Below are 17,262 nucleotides of genomic sequence, written 5' to 3'. Positions count from 1 at the left end.
CCGACCACCAGACACCCGAGGACCCCACTGCCGTGAGCATCTTCCGCAGGAGCAAGACCACCTCCGCCGAGCCCGAGGTCGCCGAGGACGTCGCCCCGGACGCCGACCTCGAGGGCACCGCCTCCGACGAGGGCACCGGGTCCGACGAGGACGCGGGCGACCCGGGCGCGGCCTCGCGCGAGGCCGGTCCGTTCGACGTCACCGAGGTCGACGGCCGGGACGGCCGCGTCGACCTCGGCGCGCTGTGGGTCCGTGGCGTCCCGGGGATGGAGCTGCGTCTCGAGGTCGAGCAGGAGAGCCAGCAGGTCAACGCGGCCACCGCCGTGATCGGCGAGTCCGCCCTCCAGCTCCAGGCCTTCGCCGCACCGCGTTCCAGCGGCCTGTGGCGCGAGATCCGCCGCGAGATCGCGATGGCCGTCGAGCAGCAGGGCGGCACCGTCGAGGAGCGCGACAGCGACCTCGGCACCCAGCTGCGCACCCGCATGCCGTCGGCCGGCCCCGACGGGCGCACCGTCTTCGCCCCCGCCACCTTCGTCGGGGTCGACGGTCCGCGCTGGTTCCTGCGCGGGGTGCTCTCCGGCCGCGCGGCCATCGACGACGACGCCGCCGACACCCTCCTCGAGGTCCTGCGCGAGGTCGTCGTCGTGCGCGGGGGCGACCCGATGGCCCCCCGCGAGCTGCTGCCGCTCACCCTGCCGCAGGACGCCCAGCCCGAGGCCGAGGCGGCGCAGGACGAGGACGCGCCCGAGACCCTCGACCCGTTCGAGCGCGGGCCCGAGATCACCGAGGTGCGCTGATGGGCGTGCGCGAGCGGTTGCGCGACCTGGCGCGCACCACCACCGAGCAGCACGCCGACGAGCTGCGCGAGCAGACCGTCTCCGAGGGCGGCGACGACCTCACCGCGCTGGCCCCCCGGCACGCCGCCTGCGTGTGCGGCACGGTCCGCACCGTCACGCTCCCGCCGAAGACCAGCGTGCCGGCGCTCGTCGCGGAGATCTGGGACGGCAAGGGCGCGGTGAACCTCGTGTGGGTGGGCCGGCGCTCCATCGGCGGCATCGAGCCGGGCACGTTCGTGCGGGCCCGCGGCCGGGTCGCCACCGTCAAGGGCAACCCGACGATCTTCAACCCGGCCTACGAGATCATCCCGAAGCAGTGACGACCCCCGCTCCCTCCGCTCCCGACGCCCACGGCCCGCGCGCGGAGACCGTCGAGGCACTCATCCGCCACCGACTCTCCGTCGCGCTCGGCGGCTGGCGCGGCTCGGTCGAGACCGCGCTCCCGACCGTCGTCTTCGTCCTCGCCTGGTCGGTCACCGACCACGACGTGCGCACCGCCGCGATCGCCGCCATCGGTGTCGCGCTCGTCCTGGCCGCGGTCCGCGTCGTCCAGCGCTCCTCGCTCCAGCACGTGCTCGGGGCGGTCTTCGCCACGGCGATCGCCGCGTTCTTCGCGCTGCGCTCGGGGCAGGCCGAGGACGCGTTCCTCCCCGGGATCCTCACCAGCGCAGCCTTTCTCGTGGCGAGCCTGGTGTCCATCGCCACCCGCTGGCCGTTCGTCGGGTTCATCGTGGGCGCGGGCGACCCCAGGGCGCAGGAGGACCCCTTCGGCTGGCGCCGGGACCGCGGTCTCGTCCGCGTCTGCACGCGCCTCACCTGGGTGCTCGTCGCGATCTACGTCGTGCGGCTCGCCATCATGGTGCCGCTGTACCTCGGCTCGCACGTGACGCTGCTCGGGGCGGCCAAGATCGCACTCGGCTGGCCGCTGTGGGTCGCCGGACTGGCGGTCATGGGCTGGATGCTCGTCTCGGGGCACACGCCGCTGGAACCGGGTGAGGGCCCGGGCGCCGAGGACGAGCAGGACGAGAGCGACGCGAAGGTCACCGACCGCGAGGCCTGAGCCCCCGGACGCCTCAGCCCTCCGGGTCCTCCTCGCGCTTGTGGCGCTGGCCGGGGGAGAGGAGGGACTCGAGCTCGGGCTCGGCGTCCGGGGTGGTGACGAAGAGCAGCTCGTCGAGGGGCTCGAGGGCGTCGTCGCGGCTCGGGGCGATGGGGTGCCCGTCGCGGATGATGCCGGTGAGCACGGTGTCGCCGGGGAACGGGACGTCGCCGACGCGCGAGCCGGCGTAGGGGCTGCCGACGGGCAGGGTCATCTCGACCATCATCGCCCGACCCTGCTGGAACTCGAAGATCCGCACGAGGTCGCCGACACTGACGGCCTCCTCGACGAGGGCGGTCATCAGGCGCGGGGTGGAGACGGCGACGTCGACGCCCCAGGCCTCGTCGAACATCCACTCGTTCTTGGGGTTGTTGACGCGGGCGACGGTGCGCGGCACGCCGAACTCGGTCTTGGCGAGCAGCGAGAGCACGAGGTTGACCTTGTCGTCACCGGTGGCGGCCACGACGACGTCGCAGTCGGCGAGCCCGGCCTCGGTGAGGGAGTCGATCTCGCAGGCGTCGGCCTGCAGCCAGCTGGCATCGGGGACCTTGGAGACCCGCTCGCCGTCGGCCTCACGGTCGACGAGGAGCACGTGGTGCCCGTTGCGGATCAGCTCGCGGGCGATGGAGCGCCCGACCGAACCGGCTCCGGCGATGACGACGCGCATGGAGGGTGGCCTCTTTCGGGGTCAGTGGGCGGGGGGAGGGGCGTCGAGCGCGCGCTCGGCGGCGGCAAGGTCGTCGCGACGCAGGGCGAGGTGGATGAGGTCGCCCTCCTGGTACACCGTGTCGGCGCCCGGCAGCAGGCCGTCGCCGAGGCGGGTGAGGTAGGCCAGCCGCCCACCCGTCGCCTGCTCGATCTCGGTGACCCGGCGTCCGATCCACGGCGCGGACACCGGCATCTCGGCGATGACGACGCGGCCGGAGGGGTCGGTGAACTCGGGGACGTGGCCCTGCGGGAGCAGGCGGCGCAGCATCTGGTCGCTCGTCCACTTCACCGTGGCGACGGTGGGGATGCCGAGGCGCTGGTAGATCTCGGCGCGGCCGGGGTCGTAGATGCGGGCGACCACGTTCTCGACGCCGAACTTCTCGCGGGCCACGCGCGCGGCGAGGATGTTGGAGTTGTCACCGCTCGAGACGGCCGCGAAGGCGTAGGCGTTCTCGATGCCGGCGGCGCGCAGGCAGTCGCGGTCGAACCCGACGCCGGTGACCGTGCGCCCCTCGAAGGAGGTGCCGAGCCGCCGGAAGGCCGACTCGTCCTGGTCGACGACGGCGACCTCGTGGCCGGCGCGCTCGATGGCGCGGGCGAGCGAGGCGCCGACCCGGCCGCAGCCCATGATGACGAAGTGCACGGCCCCGACGCTACTACGGCCGCCACCGGTGCGAGCCGTGGTCCGGGACGTGTGCACCGCGGGGCCCCGTCATGCCTACAGTTGTCCTCGTGTCCACACCCGGTCGCCTCGTCAAGCGTGTCCTGCTCGGTCGTGCGATGCGCAGCGACCGCCTCGGCGAGACCCTCCTGCCGAAGAAGCTCGCGCTGCCCGTCTTCGCCAGCGACGCGCTGTCGTCGGTCGCCTACGCGCCCGACGAGATCCTGCTCACCCTCGGCCTCGCCGGGGGTGCGCTCGCGCTGACCCAGTCCTGGAAGATCGCGCTCGTCGTCGTGGTCGTCATGGCCGTCGTCATCATGAGCTACCGGCAGAACGTGCACGCCTACCCCTCCGGCGGAGGCGACTACGAGGTGGCCAGCGTCAACCTCGGCCCGCGCGCCGGCCTCACGGTGGCCAGCGCGCTGCTCGTCGACTACGTGCTCACCGTCGCGGTCTCCATCTCCTCCGGCGTGCAGAACGCCGCGGCGGCCTTCGGGTTCGTCCGGGGGCACGAGGCGATCGTCGGCGTCGTCATCATCGTGCTGCTCACCGCGATGAACCTGCGCGGCGTGCGCGAGTCGGGGGCGGCGTTCGCCGTGCCCACCTACCTCTTCATGGCCGCCGTCATCGGGATGGCGCTCTTCGGCTTCTACCGCAAGCTCTCCGGTGACCTGCCGCTCGCCGAGAGTGCGTCCCTGACCCTCGCGCCCGAGGACGGGTACGAGCAGCTCGGCACGCTCGCGATGGCCTTCCTGCTGCTGCGGGCCTTCTCCTCCGGATGTGCCGCGCTCACGGGGGTCGAGGCCATCTCGAACGGCGTGCCGGCGTTCCAGAAGCCCAAGAGCCGCAACGCCGCCACCACGCTGCTGCTCATGGGCAGCATCGCCGTCACGATGCTCATGTCGATGATCGTCCTGGCCAACTGGACCCAGGTGCACTACGCCGAGGACGAGGCGAGGCAGCTCCTGCGCGACGGCGTCCCGGTCGGGGACTCCTACATCCAGGACACCGTCATGGGGCAGGTGTCCAAGGCGGTCTTCTCCGACTTCCCCATCGGGGTCGTGCTCGTCTCGATCGTCACCGGCCTCATCCTCGTGCTCGCCGCGAACACGGCCTTCAACGGTTTCCCCGTGCTCGGGTCGATCCTCGCCCGCGACGGCTTCCTCCCGCGCCAGCTGCACACCCGCGGCGACCGTCTCGCGTTCTCGAACGGCATCCTCATCCTCGCCGGGGCGGCGGCGGCGCTCGTGGTCATCTTCAACGCCGACGTCACCCGCCTCATCCAGCTCTACATCGTCGGGGTCTTCGTCTCCTTCACGCTCTCCCAGATCGGGATGGTGCGGCACTGGAACCGGCACCTGCGGGTCGAGAAGGACCCGGCCGGGCGGGCGCGGATGATGCGCAGCCGGGCCATCAACGCCGTCGGCGCCACGATGTCGGGCACCGTGCTGCTCGTCGTCCTCGCGACCAAGTTCACCCACGGGGCGGGGTACGCGATCGCCGCGATGGCGGTGCTGTTCTTCCTCATGCTCGCCATCCGCCGCCACTACGACCGCGTGCGCGACGAGCTGACGGTGATGGAGGGCGACACCAAGCACCAGCTGCTGCCCTCGCGGGTGCACGCCATCGTCCTCGTCGCCAAGATCCACAAGCCGACGCTGCGCGCGCTGGCCTACGCGCGGGCCACCCGCCCCTCGATCCTCGAGGCGCTGACCGTCGACGTCGAGCCCGACGAGACCCGCGCGCTCCAGGCCGAGTGGGACCGGCGCGACATCCCGGTGCCGCTCAAGGCCCTCGACAGCCCGTACCGCGAGATCACCCGGCCGGTCGTCGACTACGTCAAGTCGATCCGCACCGACAGCCCGCGTGACCTCGTCGTCGTCTACATCCCCCAGTACGTCGTCGGTCACTGGTGGGAACAGCTGCTGCACAACCAGAGCGCGCTGCGACTGCGCACCCGGTTGCTCTTCACGCCGGGCGTGATGGTCTCGTCCGTGCCGTGGCAGCTCGCGTCCTCCGAGGGTGTCGAGGAGCGGATGGACGGCCCCGTCGTCGGCGACGTCCGCCGCGGCGAGTGATGGCCCGGCCCGAGGGGTCGGGGCTGGCGGTCGGTGACGAGGTCGACGTCGAGGTCACGGCCTTCGCGCACGGTGGCCACGGCGTCGCCCGGCACGAGGGCCAGGTGCTCTTCGTGCGCCACGCCGTCCCGGGGGAGCGGGTGACCGCCCGGGTCACCGAGATCGGGTCCGGGGCGCGGTTCGTCCGGGCCGATGCCGTTGTCGTGCACGTCGCCTCGCCGGACCGGGTGAAGCCGCCGTGCCCGTGGGCCGGTCCGGGGGCCTGCGGCGGATGCGACCTCCAGCACGTGTCGCTCGGCGGCCAGCGCGCGCTCAAGGCCGGTGTGGTCCGCGAGCAGATGGCGCGCCTCGCCGGGCTCGAGGTCGACGTCGAGGTCGAGCCCGTGCCCGGTGACGCCGGCGGCCTCGACTGGCGCACCCGCGTGGAGTTCGCCGTCGACGCCGAGGGACGGGCCGGGTTGCGGCGCTTCCGTTCCCACGAGGTCGTGCCCGTCGACCACTGCCGCATCGCCGCGCCGGGCGTGGACTCGTTGCGCGTGACGGAGCGGTCGTGGACGGGGCCCGACGCCGTCGACGCGGTGGCGCCGTCGGTGGGGGAGCCGGTAGCCGTCGAGGTGCCGGGAGGTGCGGTGCCGGACGTCGTCGAGCGGGTCGCGGCGACGTGGTCCTCGGCCGACGGGCCGGTCTCCTTCGAGCACGATTTCGCGGTCTCCGCCCGTGGATTCTGGCAGGTGCACCCCGGCGCCGCGGCCACCTTCCTCGCGGCCGCCCTCGAACCCCTCGACGTCCGGCCGGGCGAGCGCGCGCTCGACCTGTACTGCGGCGTGGGGTTGTTCGCGGCCGCGCTCTCCGAGCGGGTCGGCCCCACCGGCCAGGTCGTCGCCGTCGAGGCCGACCGGGCCGCGGTCGAGCGGGCCGAGCGCGACCTCGCCGCCGCCGGCAACGTCGCGCTCGTCGCGGCGCGGGTCGACGACGCCTTCGGGCTGCCGCGGGAGGAGCGTGGTCGAGGGCGTGGCCGGGGTCGCACCCGGCGACCGGCCCGTTCGCCACTCGTGCCGCCGCGCGCCGACGTCGTCGTCCTCGACCCTCCCCGCACCGGCGCCGGCGCCGCCGTCGTCCGGGCCGTCGCGGCGATGCGCCCGCGCGCGGTGGCCTACGTCGCGTGCGACCCCGCCGCCCTGGCCCGCGACACCGCCACCCTTCTCGCGCAGGGCTACCGACTCAAGAGCCTTCGGGCCTTCGACGCCTTCCCGATGACGCACCACGTCGAGTGCGTCGCGCACTTCGTGCCGGACGCCTGATGCCGGGCCGGGGGGCCGGGGCGGCATCGGTGGGCCGCCGGGCGGTGCTGGCGGCGGGGGTCGCCGCTCCGGTGCTCGCCGGGTCGGCCTGTGGCGCAGCGGCTCCCGCGGCGCCGAGACCATCGGGCTCCGAGCTGCTCACGTACGGCGCCGACGCCTCGCAGTTCGCCGAGCTGCTGCGCCCGAAGGGTCCCTCGCGCGGCACGGTCGTGGTGCTGCACGGCGGCTTCTGGCTGCAGCAGTACGACATCTCGCTCGCCCGCCCGCTCGCCGAAGACCTCGTGGGTCGGGGGTGGACGTCGCTGTCCGTGGAGTACCGGCGGGTCGGTGGCGGTGGCGGCTTCCCCGCGACGCTCGACGACGTCTCGGCGGCCTTCGACCTCCTCGAGGGCGCCGGCGCGGCCGGGGGCGTCGTCGTCGCCCTCGGCCACTCCGCCGGAGGCCAGCTCGCCGTGTGGGCGGCCGGCCGGCGGCGCCTCGAGCGCTGGCGTGCGGCACGCGTCGTCCCGACGCACGTGGTCAGCCAGGCAGGCGTCCTCGACCTGCGGGCCGCGGCGGAGCAGGACCTCGGGCTCGGCGCGGTGCAGGACTTCCTCGGCGGGTCGCCGCAGGACCGGCCCGAGACCTACGCCGCTGCCGACCCCCTCGGCCAGGTCCCGGTCGACGTGCCGGTGTGGTGCGTGCACGGGACCGGCGACACGACCGTCCCGCCGTCGCAGTCGCGGTCCTACGTGGAGGCGGCCCTGGCTGCCGGGGGAGAGGCGACGCTCGTCGAGGTGCCCGGCGAGCACCTCGACCAGGTCGATCCCGCGTCGCCGGCCTGGGCCCGCACCGTCAGCCTTCTCGAGGCCCTCTGACCTTTCCGCGTCACCACCGTGACGGCGCGGAAGATGGCAGATGACGCGGATGCATCCCCGTCCCCGCCTACCTTCCCCGTCATCACCGTGACGGCGCGGAACTTCGTGCGCCCACCCGACCCGGTCACGGGTGACGACGAACGGGGCGACGTCCGGGGAGCGGGCATAGGCTCGACCGAGACGACCCGGTGTGGTTAGATATCTTGACATCAAGATAAATCACGGGATGAGTCGCGCGACGACGCAGAAGGGAGCCCCGGTGGCCAGCACGAACAGCTTCGACGCCCACGGAACGCTCGAGGTGGGTGAGCGGTCCTACGAGATCTACCGGCTGAGGTCGGTCGAGGGCAGCGAGTCCCTCCCGTACAGCCTCAAGGTGCTCCTGGAGAACCTCCTGCGCACCGAGGACGGCGCCAACATCACCGCCGACCACATCCGCGCCCTCGGCGGTTGGGACCAGGACGCCCAGCCCGACACCGAGATCCAGTTCACGCCGGCGCGCGTCATCATGCAGGACTTCACCGGCGTCCCCTGCGTCGTCGACCTCGCGACGATGCGCGAGGCGATGAAGGACCTCGGCGGCGACGCCTCGAAGATCAACCCGCTCGCCCCGGCCGAGCTCGTCATCGACCACTCCGTCCAGATCGACGTCTTCGGCCGCGCCGACGCCTTCGAGCGCAACGTCGAGATCGAGTACCAGCGCAACGGCGAGCGCTACAAGTTCCTGCGCTGGGGCCAGACCGCCTTCGACGACTTCAAGGTCGTCCCGCCGGGCACCGGTATCGTCCACCAGGTCAACATCGAGCACCTGGCCCGCACGGTCATGGTCCGCGACGGCGTCGCCTACCCCGACACCTGCGTCGGCACCGACAGCCACACGACGATGGTCAACGGCCTCGGCGTGCTCGGCTGGGGCGTCGGCGGCATCGAGGCCGAGGCCGCGATGCTCGGCCAGCCCGTCTCGATGCTCATCCCGCGTGTCGTCGGCTTCAAGCTGACCGGCGAGATGAACCCCGGCGTCACCGCCACCGACGTCGTCCTGACCATCACCGACATGCTGCGCAAGCACGGGGTCGTCGGCAAGTTCGTCGAGTTCTACGGCGCCGGCGTCTCGGCCCTCCCGCTCGCGAACCGCGCGACCATCGGCAACATGAGCCCCGAGTTCGGCTCCACCTGTGCGATCTTCCCGATCGACGACGTCACCCTCGAGTACCTGCGCCTCACCGGCCGCGCCGACGAGGACGTCGCCCTCGTCGAGGCCTACGCCAAGGAGCAGGGCCTCTGGCTCGACCCGGCCGCCGAGCCGCGCTTCTCCGAAAAGCTCGAGCTCGACCTCACCACGGTCGTGCCCTCGATCGCCGGCCCGAAGCGCCCGCAGGACCGCATCGAGCTCACGCAGGCCAAGACCGCGTTCCGCGAGGTGCTGCCCACCTACGTCGCGCACGAGGAGGGCTCCGACGGCGAGGCCTCGTCCTTCCCGGCCTCCGACCCGACCCCGCAGGGCAGCCCCGACGGGCAGAACGGTGGCGAGGCGCCGGCGCACGAGGGGTCGGCCTCCGGCCGCCCGAGCCGCCGCGTGCCGGTCACGCTCTCCGACGGCACGAGCTTCGAGATCGACCACGGCATCGTCTCGATCGCCTCGATCACCTCGTGCACCAACACCTCGAACCCGTCGGTGATGATCGCCGCCGCGCTCCTCGCGAAGAACGCCGTCGACCGCGGCCTGGCCGCCAAGCCGTGGGTCAAGACCTCGATGGCGCCCGGCTCCAAGGTCGTCACCGGCTACTACGAGGCCGCCGGCCTGTGGCCCTACCTCGAGAAGCTCGGCTTCCACCTCGTCGGCTACGGCTGCGCGACGTGCATCGGCAACTCCGGCCCGCTCCACGAGGAGATCTCGGCGGCCATCCAGGAGAACGACCTCGCGGTCACCGCGGTGCTCTCGGGCAACCGCAACTTCGAGGGCCGGATCAACCCGGACGTCAAGATGAACTACCTCGCGAGCCCGCCGCTGGTCATCGCCTACGCCCTCGCCGGGACGATGGACTTCGACTTCGAGTCCGACGCCCTCGGCCAGGACACCGACGGCAACGACGTCTTCCTGCGCGACCTGTGGCCGGCCCCGGCCGACGTCGAGGAGACCATCCGCGGCGCCATCACCCGCGACCTGTTCGAGAAGGACTACGCCGACGTCTTCGCCGGCGACGAGCGCTGGCAGTCGCTGCCGACGCCCGAGGGTGACACCTTCGCGTGGGACGCCGAGTCGACCTACGTCCGCAAGCCCCCGTACTTCGAGGGCATGCAGATGGAGCCCTCGCCGGTCACCGACATCAGCGGCGCGCGCGTGCTCGCCAAGCTCGGCGACTCGGTGACGACCGACCACATCAGCCCGGCGGGCTCGATCAAGGGCGACAGCCCCGCGGGCCGCTACCTCGCCGAGCACGGCATCGAGCGCAAGGACTTCAACTCCTACGGCTCGCGGCGCGGCAACCACGAGGTGATGATCCGCGGCACCTTCGCGAACATCCGCCTGCGCAACCAGCTCCTCGACGGCGTCGAGGGCGGCTTCACCCGCAACTTCCTCGCCGGTGGCGAGCAGACGTCGATCTACGACGCGTCGGCCGCCTACCAGGAGGCCGGGGTTCCGCTCGTCGTCCTCGCGGGCAAGGAGTACGGCTCCGGGTCCTCGCGCGACTGGGCCGCCAAGGGCACCGCGCTCCTCGGCGTCAAGGCCGTCGTCGCCGAGTCCTACGAGCGCATCCACCGCTCGAACCTCATCGGGATGGGAGTCCTGCCGCTGCAGTACCCCGAGGGCCAGAACGCCGAGTCGCTCGGGCTCGACGGCACGGAGACGTTCTCCATCACCGGGATCGAGGCGCTCAACGACGGCACGACGCCGAAGTCGGTGAAGGTCGTCGCGAGCAAGGACGGGGGCGCGGACGTCGAGTTCGACGCCGTCGTGCGCATCGACACCCCCGGCGAGGCGGACTACTACCGCAACGGCGGCATCCTCCAGTACGTGCTGCGGAGCCTCGTGCGCTGACGCTGGACGAACGACGAGAACATGCCGTGCACCCCCTCAGGTGCACGGCATGTTCTCGTCTCTCGACCGGGGGCGGCTACTCCTTGACGCCTCCCTCGAGCGCGCCCCCGATGATGCGCTTCTGGAAGACGAAGAACATCACCGCGACCGGGATGGTCATGAGCACCGCGGCCGCGAGCTTGAGCGGGTAGCGGTTGCCCGCGCCCAGCGCACCCGTGAGCAGCCCCGCGACGCCGGTCGTCAGCGTGTTGAGCGCGGGGTCCTGCCGGGCGATGAGCATGTGCGCCAGCTCGTTCCACGACGACTGGAACGAGATGATCGTGATGGTGATGAGCGCCGGCCGGGCGATCGGCAGGACGACCGACCAGAAGGTGCGGAACGGCCCGCAGCCGTCGAGCCGGGCTGCCTCCTCGAGGCTCACGGGGATGCTCTCGAAGTACTGCTTCATGATGAAGACGCCCGCGGCGTCGGCCAGCAGCGGCACGATCATGCCGGAGTAGGCGTCGTACATCCCGAGCTGCTTGAGGACGAGGAACTTCGGGATGAGCAGCACGACGCCGGGCACGGCCATCGTCGCGATGAGTCCCGCCGTCACCGCCCCGCGGCCGCGGAAGCGCAGTCGCGCCAGCGAGTACCCGGCCAGGCTCACGAGGAAGACGCGGCCCACCGTGACGCAGAGCGTGACGATGACCGAGTTCTTCGTCCACGTGAGGAAGTCCTGCTGGAACAGCTGGGCGTACGCGGACGTCGTGAACGTCGACGGGATCGGGTTGAGCGGCGAGGCCGTCGCGTCCGGGTCGGTCTTGAAGCTCGTCCCGATCTGGATGACGAACGGGAAGAGGTACAGGAGCGCGAACACGATGAGCAGCGCGTAGCCGAGCGAGACCAGCGCGACCTTGCGGTTGCTCCGCTTCCGGCGCCGGGGGGCGCCGGCGACGGCCGTCGTCGAGGGTGGTGCCGTCGTCGTCGTCATGACAGGCCTCCGGACGTGTTCGAGGTGCGGCCGACACCCGCGGTGGCGGTGACGGTCGGGAGGGCCCGGTTCGACAGCGGGCCGTCGTCGTCCCCGGGGTCGGTGCCGCCGCGCCGACGCCGCCGGAACAGCGGGGTGTCGCGGTCGCGCATGACGAGCCACTGGATGGCGGTCATCACGAGGATGATCCCGAAGAGGATGAACGACATCGCCGTCCCGGCGCCCCACTCGCCGTTGTTGATGGACGCGTCGTAGGCCAGGTAGGCCGGGGTGAGCGTCGTCTTGGCGGGGTTGCCCTTGGACATGATGTAGATCTGGTCGAAGACCTGCCACGTCCCGATGAGCCCGAGCGTCAGCACGGTGAAGAGCGTCGGCTTGAGCTGCGGGATGACGACCGACCAGTACGTGCGGACGGTGCCGGCGCCGTCGATGGCCGAGGCCTCGAAGACGTCACCCGGGATGTTCTGGAGCGCGGCGAGGAAGAGGAGCATGTACGCCCCCGCCGAGACCCAGATGACCAGCCCGATGATCGTGCACATCGCGACCGACGGTCCGGCGAGCCAGTCCCACCAGGTGAGGCTGAAGACGCCGTTGTCGGTGAGTGCGGCCGGTCCGTTCTGGCCGTCACCGACCCCGACGAGGCCGAGGAGGAGGTGCCCGACGCCGCGCGGGTCGGCGAACCAGTTCGGCCCGTTCACCCCGATCGCGCCGAGGATGGCGTTGATGCTGCCGGCCCCGGCGAAGAGGAAGAGGAAGACCGACCCGATCGCGACCGAGCTCGTGACTGACGGGAAGTAGTAGGCCGTGCGGAAGAAGCTGAGGCCCTTGAGCTTCTGCTGGTTGAGCAGGATCGCGAGCCCCAGCGCGAGGACGGTCTGGATGGGGACGACGAGCAGGACGTAGTAGAAGTTGTTCCGGATCGCCGTCGCGAAGTCGCTGCGCGCGAGCGAGTCCTGCGCGAGGAGCGCCTTGTAGTTGTCGAGGCCGACGAAGCTCACCGACCCGGACAACGGTGACCCCTTGCCCGCCCAGTCGCTGACGCTCACCCAGAGGGCGATGAGGATCGGCGCGACGAGGAAGAGCCCGAGGATGACGAGGACGGGGGTGACGAACAGCCACCCCGACCGCGCCTCTGCGGCGCGGGCGGAGGTGGTCGTCCGCCGGGCGGTGGTCGTCACTTGAGGACGGCCTCGCCGTTCTTCTGCAGGCGCTCGAGCATGGCCTTCGGGTCGGCCTTCGGGAGCCCGGCGATCTGGCTGTCGAAGTCCTTGAGGACGGGGTCCATCCCGGCGACCGTCACCGGGCCCTGGGCGTACTCGGCGCCGTCGAGGAAGGCGGCGTCGTCCGGGAAGGCCTGGAGGTAGCCGTCGCGGGCGGACTTGATCGGCGGGATGACACCGAGGCCCTTGGCGAGCTCGAGCGACGGCTCGGCCGTCGAGAGGTAGTTGACGAGGTCGATGGCCGCGGCCTGGTTCTTGCTCGCGGCGGCGACGCCGTAGCACTGGGTGAAGCTCAGCGTGCCCTTGCCGGCCGGGCCCTCCGGCAGCTCGACGGCGGTGTACTTGATGTTCGGGTAGTCGGCCTTGAGCGCACCCTTGATCCAGTTGCCCTCGATGGTCATCGCGGCCTTCTTCGTGCCGAACGCCTCACCGCCCCAGCCGGAGTCGACCGATTTCGGGAACGCGGCGCTGCCGTCGGAGAGGAGCTTCTGGACCTCCTGGAGACCCGCGAGGTTCTCGGCGCTGTCGGCCGTCATCTGCGTCTGGTCCTCGTTGACGATCCAGCCGCCGGCCTGCTTCATGAAGGCGCCGACCCGGTCGCGGGTGTCGCCGATGACGAGACCCTTCTGCTTGTCGGTCGTCAGCTTCTTGGCGACCGCCTCGAGGTCGGCCCAGGTCTTCGGGACGTCGGCGTCGGTGAGCCCGGCCGCCTTCCACAGGTCGGTGTTGATGATCAGGGCGAGGACGGAGAAGTCCTTCGGGGCGCAGTAGACCTGCCCGTCGTAGGTGAAGGTCTTCGTCAGGCCCTCGTAGAAGTCCCCGGAGTTCGCGATCTGCTTGCCGTAGGGATACATGTTCCCGGCCTTCGCGTACGTCGGGAAGACGTTGGCGTCGGTGAAGAACAGGTCCGGCGGGGAGCCCGCGGCGAAGCCCTGGGTCAGCTGCTGGTTGATGTCGGAGGCGGCGACGATCTCGACCTTGTTGCCGGTCTTGGTCTCCCACGCCTTGACGGTGTCCTGCTGGAGCTTGACGTCAGCGGGGCCGTTCGAGGTGATCATGAACTTCAGGGTGACGGGGCCGCTCTGGCTGCTGGGCGCGGAACTCGAGCCGTCGCCCTCCTCGAATCCGCTTCCGCCGCAGGCGCTCAGGCCGAGCGCTCCGGCGAGGGTGAGGGCCAAGGCGGCGCGTCGGGTGGTGCGGGTCATCGGTGACTCCTTCGTGAGGGGCGGTGCGTCTGGCAGGGGGTCAGGTGGTGGGGGAGGTGCTGCGGTCCGTGCGGAGCGTGGGGCGCAGGAGGGAGCCCGTGGCCGGGGGGTCCTCGCCCCGCATCGCCGAGCGGACGAGGAGCAGCGCCTCCTCGGCGACGGCGTCGTACGGCTGGGCGGCGGAGGTGATGTGGTGCATCGCCGCGGTCTCGGAGCCGTCGAACCCGACGATGCCGAGGTCGCGGCCCGGCTCGAGCCCGGCGCGGACGGCGGCCTGGTGGACGCCGAGGGCGAGGACGTCGGAGGCGCAGACGACGGCGTCGCCGGGGGAGAGCGAGGCTACGAGCGGGACGGCGGAGGCGTACGCGGCGTCGAGGTCCTGCTCGGCCCGGACGACGGGGCCGGGGGAGACACCCGCGGCGGCGCAGGCTTCGGCCCAGCCGGCCTGTCGGTCGTCACCGACGACCGAGCCCTCGGGCCAGCCGAGGAAGGCGATGGTGCGGTAGCCCTGGGCCAGGCAGTGCTCGACCGCGGCCCGGGTACCGGCGGCGCCGTCGACGTCGACCCAGCGGGTGAAGGTGGGGTCGTCCCAGACCCGGCCGAACGAGGCGAACGGGATGTCGCGCTCCTCCAGCCATGGCGGCCGCGGGTCGCCGTGGTGGGTCTCGCTGACGAGGAAGGCATCGACGAGGCGGCCGGCCCACATGGCGCGGTAGCCCTCGATCATCGGTGTGCCGGAGGCCGATCCGAAGGGGACGACGTGGCAGCCGTGGCGTGCCGCGCCGATGCTCAGCTCGGTGAGCACGGGCGCCGTGGTGGCGTTGTGCGAGCCGAGCGTGTGCAGCTCGAGGCCGATGGCGCCGGAGCGCTGGTTGCGCAGGGACTGGGCCGAGCTGGAGGGGTGGTAGCCGAGGTCGTCGATGGCCGAGCGGACACGCTCGAGGGTGTCGGGGCGGACCCGCTCGGGGTTGTTGACGGCGTTGCTGACGGTCTGGCGGGAGACGCCCGCGGCGCGCGCGACGTCGTGGATGGTCACCCGCCCGTCCTGCTGCCGCGGCTCCCGCATCGGTCCTCCTCGACCGTCGGCCGAAGGGGACCTCCGGCGCTGTGAACGTTCAAACCGACGAAACAGGGGTGTGATTTGAACGATCAAATGGCTAGGGTCGTCACTGTGCATCCGACGCCGCCGCCCTGTCAAGACCCTGCACCGGCAGAGCCGCGCTCGCGCCAGCCGTGGCTCCACGAGCTCGAGGTCGCCGTCCGCGGTCCGGTGACCTCCCTGTCCACGGCCGACGGCGACGTCGACGCCGCGCGCCCCGGCGCGGAGGCCAGCGGGGTACTCGTCGACGACCGCCGTGTCCTGCACCGCCTCACCGTGCGCCTCGACGGCCTCCCCGCCACGGGGGTGGCCTCCGCCAGCGCCGCAGGCGTCACCGAGACCGTCGGCGTCGCCCGGCACCTCGGCTCGCCCGGCCCCGACCCGACCGTCGAGGTCGCCCGCCGGCGGGTCCTCGTCGACCTCGGGCTCGACGAGCACATCGTCGTCCGCAACCGCTGGGACGAGGACGTCCGCTGCCGTGTCGAGGTCGGCGTCGCCGGTGACGGCGCAGAGCTGCACGACGTGAAGCACGGTGTCGCGCAGCCGGTCCCGACGCCTGCTGACGCCACGGACGACGGCCTCGAGTGGGCCGACGAGAGGCACCGGGTGCGGGTCGCGCTGGAGGGTGCCGAGGCGACCGCCGGCGACGACGGCGGCACGCTGGCGCTCGACGTCGTGGTGCCCGCCGGGGGAGAGGTCGCCCTCGTCGTGCGCGTCCGCTGCGAGCGCGTGGCGGCGACCCCCTTCGACGCCGAGGCCGGCGCGGACGCCGTGGACTTCGGCGCCGTGGCGGTCACGGCCCAGGACGTCCGGCTCGGACGGACCGTCACCACTGCCCTCGAGGACCTGCGCCACCTCACGATGCGCGACCCGCTCGCGCCGGACGACGTCTTCGCCGGCGCCGGCACCCCGTGGTACCTCACCCTCTTCGGGCGCGACTCGCTCTGGGCCGCCCGGCTCGCCCTGCCCTTCGGCACCGACCTGGCCCGCGGCACGCTGCGGGCGCTGGCCCGTCGCCAGGGCACCGTCGACGACGTCGCCACCGCCCAGCAGCCCGGCAAGATCCTCCACGAGGTGCGCCGCGGCTCCTTCGGTCCGGAGGGGGGCGGGATGGTGCTGCCGAGCACCTACTACGGCACCGTCGACGCCACCCCGCTGTGGGTCTGCCTGCTGCACGACGCCTGGCGCTGGGGGATGGACCCGTGCGTCGTCCGCGAGCTCGCCCCCGCCCTGCGCGCGGCCCTGGGGTGGATGGAGCGCGCCGCCGCCGAGAGCCCCGACGGGCTGCTGCGCTACCTCGACGAGAGCGGCACCGGGCTGGCCAACCAGGGCTGGAAGGACTCCGGCGACTCGATGCGCGACGCCGCCGGCCGCGTCGCCGAGGGCCCCATCGCGCTCGTCGAGACGCAGGGCTACGCGGTGGAGGCCGCGCTCGGTGCCGCGACGCTCCTCGAGGACGTGCTCGGCGAGGACGGCAGCACCTGGCGTGACTGGGCGGCGGCGCTGTCCCGGCGTGTGCGTGACGGCTTCTGGGTGCCGCAGGACGGGCCGCCGCTGCTCGCGATGGCCCTCGACGGCTCGGGTCGCCCGGTCGACGGCCTCGGCAGCAACATCGGGCACGTGCTCGGGGGCGGCCTGCTCGACCCGGCGCGCGAGGCCGTCGCCGCCGATGCGCTGGCCGGCCCGGACCTGCTCGGCCCGCTCGGCGTCAGCACGCTCGCGCGCTCGAACCCGGCGTTCAACCCGATCGGGTACCACACCGGCTCGGTATGGACCCACGACAGCGCCATCTGCGCGCTGGGGCTGGCCCGCGCCGGCCGCACCGACGCGGCGGCCTCCGTCGCGCGGGCGCTCGTCGACGTCGCGGCACAGAGCGACTACCGGTGGCCCGAGCTCTACGGCGCGGATCCCGTTCTCGGACGGCCCGTCCCGTACCCCGCGAGCTGCCGCCCGCAGGCCTGGGCCGCGGCCTCGGCCGGGGCGCTGGTGCAGGTGCTGCTCGGCGTGCGTCCCGACGCGCCAGGCGGCTCCGTGCGGCTCTCACCGCTGGCGCCCGCCCCCTTTGGGGCGGTCCGGGTCGAGGGGCTGCGGCTGGGCGACCGGTCGTGGTCGGTCGCGCTCGACGCGGCGGGCGACGTGGTCGACGTGGTCGCGCCGGAGGGCATCGACGTCGTCGTCGGCTGAG

Annotated in this window: 14 protein-coding genes; 8 read left to right on the top strand and 6 right to left on the bottom strand. The window is 72.4% G+C overall.

Annotated features, from left to right (window positions below):
• Positions 1 to 32: 32 nt before the first annotated feature.
• Genes ACQZ2A_RS09290 through ACQZ2A_RS09280 form a run of 3 tightly spaced genes read left to right on the top strand, consistent with a single transcriptional unit; the run spans position 33 to position 1,896 of the window.
• A complete protein-coding gene (locus ACQZ2A_RS09290) occupies positions 33 to 797 on the top strand; it encodes a DUF3710 domain-containing protein (protein WP_430209906.1) in 765 nt (254 codons plus the stop codon).
• Positions 797 to 1,156 carry an OB-fold nucleic acid binding domain-containing protein gene (locus ACQZ2A_RS09285; protein WP_430209903.1) on the top strand — a complete coding sequence of 120 codons (360 nt, stop codon included), beginning with the start codon at positions 797 to 799 and terminating at the stop codon, positions 1,154 to 1,156. The genes ACQZ2A_RS09290 and ACQZ2A_RS09285 overlap by 1 nt, the downstream gene beginning before the upstream one ends.
• A complete protein-coding gene (locus ACQZ2A_RS09280; RefSeq protein ID WP_430209900.1) occupies positions 1,153 to 1,896 on the top strand; it encodes a DUF3159 domain-containing protein in 744 nt (247 codons plus the stop codon). Before ACQZ2A_RS09285 ends, ACQZ2A_RS09280 begins: the two co-directional genes overlap by 4 nt.
• A gap of 13 nt (positions 1,897 to 1,909) precedes the next feature.
• Here the strand turns inward: ACQZ2A_RS09280 and ACQZ2A_RS09275 are convergent, their stop codons facing one another.
• Together ACQZ2A_RS09275 and ACQZ2A_RS09270 are read right to left on the bottom strand one after the other, a co-directional pair.
• Entirely contained in the window at positions 1,910 to 2,602 is a 693-nt protein-coding gene (locus ACQZ2A_RS09275; RefSeq protein ID WP_430209898.1) for a potassium channel family protein, read from the bottom strand.
• Between the two features lie 21 nt (positions 2,603 to 2,623).
• Positions 2,624 to 3,286, bottom strand: a complete 663-nt coding sequence (locus tag ACQZ2A_RS09270) for a potassium channel family protein (protein ID WP_430209895.1) — start codon at positions 3,284 to 3,286, stop codon at positions 2,624 to 2,626.
• A 71-nt stretch (positions 3,287 to 3,357) separates the two neighbouring features.
• Here ACQZ2A_RS09270 and ACQZ2A_RS09265 point away from each other — a divergent pair, with 71 nt between their 5' ends.
• The 4 genes from ACQZ2A_RS09265 (at position 3,358) to ACQZ2A_RS09250 (ending at position 10,580) form a co-directional block, all read left to right on the top strand.
• Positions 3,358 to 5,382, top strand: coding sequence for an APC family permease (locus ACQZ2A_RS09265; protein WP_430209892.1), 2,025 nt, complete (start codon positions 3,358 to 3,360; stop codon positions 5,380 to 5,382).
• Positions 5,382 to 6,683, top strand: a complete 1,302-nt coding sequence (locus ACQZ2A_RS09260; protein ID WP_430209889.1) for a class I SAM-dependent RNA methyltransferase — start codon at positions 5,382 to 5,384, stop codon at positions 6,681 to 6,683. Before ACQZ2A_RS09265 ends, ACQZ2A_RS09260 begins: the two co-directional genes overlap by 1 nt.
• A complete protein-coding gene (locus ACQZ2A_RS09255; protein WP_430209886.1) occupies positions 6,683 to 7,540 on the top strand; it encodes an alpha/beta hydrolase family protein in 858 nt (285 codons plus the stop codon). The genes ACQZ2A_RS09260 and ACQZ2A_RS09255 overlap by 1 nt, the downstream gene beginning before the upstream one ends.
• 226 nt (positions 7,541 to 7,766) lie before the next feature.
• Positions 7,767 to 10,580: an aconitate hydratase gene (locus ACQZ2A_RS09250; protein WP_430209883.1), complete on the top strand. Its 2,814-nt coding sequence runs from the start codon at positions 7,767 to 7,769 to the stop codon at positions 10,578 to 10,580.
• Between the two features lie 76 nt (positions 10,581 to 10,656).
• Here the strand turns inward: ACQZ2A_RS09250 and ACQZ2A_RS09245 are convergent, their stop codons facing one another.
• Genes ACQZ2A_RS09245 through ACQZ2A_RS09230 form a run of 4 tightly spaced genes read right to left on the bottom strand, consistent with a single transcriptional unit; the run spans position 10,657 to position 15,044 of the window.
• Positions 10,657 to 11,553: a carbohydrate ABC transporter permease gene (locus ACQZ2A_RS09245; RefSeq protein ID WP_430209880.1), complete on the bottom strand. Its 897-nt coding sequence runs from the start codon at positions 11,551 to 11,553 to the stop codon at positions 10,657 to 10,659.
• A complete protein-coding gene (locus ACQZ2A_RS09240; protein ID WP_430209877.1) occupies positions 11,550 to 12,731 on the bottom strand; it encodes a carbohydrate ABC transporter permease in 1,182 nt (393 codons plus the stop codon). Before ACQZ2A_RS09240 ends, ACQZ2A_RS09245 begins: the two co-directional genes overlap by 4 nt.
• Positions 12,728 to 13,978, bottom strand: coding sequence for a sugar ABC transporter substrate-binding protein (locus ACQZ2A_RS09235; protein WP_430209875.1), 1,251 nt, complete (start codon positions 13,976 to 13,978; stop codon positions 12,728 to 12,730). Before ACQZ2A_RS09235 ends, ACQZ2A_RS09240 begins: the two co-directional genes overlap by 4 nt.
• Before the next feature lie 40 nt (positions 13,979 to 14,018).
• Positions 14,019 to 15,044, bottom strand: coding sequence for a LacI family DNA-binding transcriptional regulator (locus tag ACQZ2A_RS09230; RefSeq protein ID WP_430209873.1), 1,026 nt, complete (start codon positions 15,042 to 15,044; stop codon positions 14,019 to 14,021).
• A gap of 105 nt (positions 15,045 to 15,149) precedes the next feature.
• Between ACQZ2A_RS09230 and ACQZ2A_RS09225 the strand changes: the two genes are divergently transcribed.
• A complete protein-coding gene (locus tag ACQZ2A_RS09225) occupies positions 15,150 to 17,261 on the top strand; it encodes a glycogen debranching N-terminal domain-containing protein (RefSeq protein ID WP_430209870.1) in 2,112 nt (703 codons plus the stop codon).
• Position 17,262: the final 1 nt, after the last annotated feature.

Source organism: Phycicoccus avicenniae, assembly GCF_050496545.1.
GTDB lineage: Bacteria > Actinomycetota > Actinomycetes > Actinomycetales > Dermatophilaceae > Phycicoccus > Phycicoccus avicenniae_A.
Note: the sequence above shows the minus strand (reverse complement) of the source record. Positions and strands in the feature narration are given on the sequence as shown.

Bases quoted from the DNA above. Each gene is read 5' to 3' on its own strand.
- ACQZ2A_RS09265 (WP_430209892.1), top strand. From the start codon at position 3,358: ATGCCTACAGTTGTCCTCGTGTCCACACCCGGTCGCCTCGTCAAGCGT.
- ACQZ2A_RS09260 (WP_430209889.1), top strand. From the start codon at position 5,382: ATGGCCCGGCCCGAGGGGTCGGGGCTGGCGGTCGGTGACGAGGTCGAC.
- ACQZ2A_RS09250 (WP_430209883.1), top strand. From the start codon at position 7,767: ATGAGTCGCGCGACGACGCAGAAGGGAGCCCCGGTGGCCAGCACGAAC.
- ACQZ2A_RS09255 (WP_430209886.1), top strand. From the start codon at position 6,683: ATGCCGGGCCGGGGGGCCGGGGCGGCATCGGTGGGCCGCCGGGCGGTG.
- ACQZ2A_RS09235 (WP_430209875.1), bottom strand. From the start codon at position 13,978: ATGACCCGCACCACCCGACGCGCCGCCTTGGCCCTCACCCTCGCCGGA.
- ACQZ2A_RS09285 (WP_430209903.1), top strand. From the start codon at position 797: ATGGGCGTGCGCGAGCGGTTGCGCGACCTGGCGCGCACCACCACCGAG.
- ACQZ2A_RS09230 (WP_430209873.1), bottom strand. From the start codon at position 15,044: ATGCGGGAGCCGCGGCAGCAGGACGGGCGGGTGACCATCCACGACGTC.
- ACQZ2A_RS09245 (WP_430209880.1), bottom strand. From the start codon at position 11,553: ATGACGACGACGACGGCACCACCCTCGACGACGGCCGTCGCCGGCGCC.
- ACQZ2A_RS09275 (WP_430209898.1), bottom strand. From the start codon at position 2,602: ATGCGCGTCGTCATCGCCGGAGCCGGTTCGGTCGGGCGCTCCATCGCC.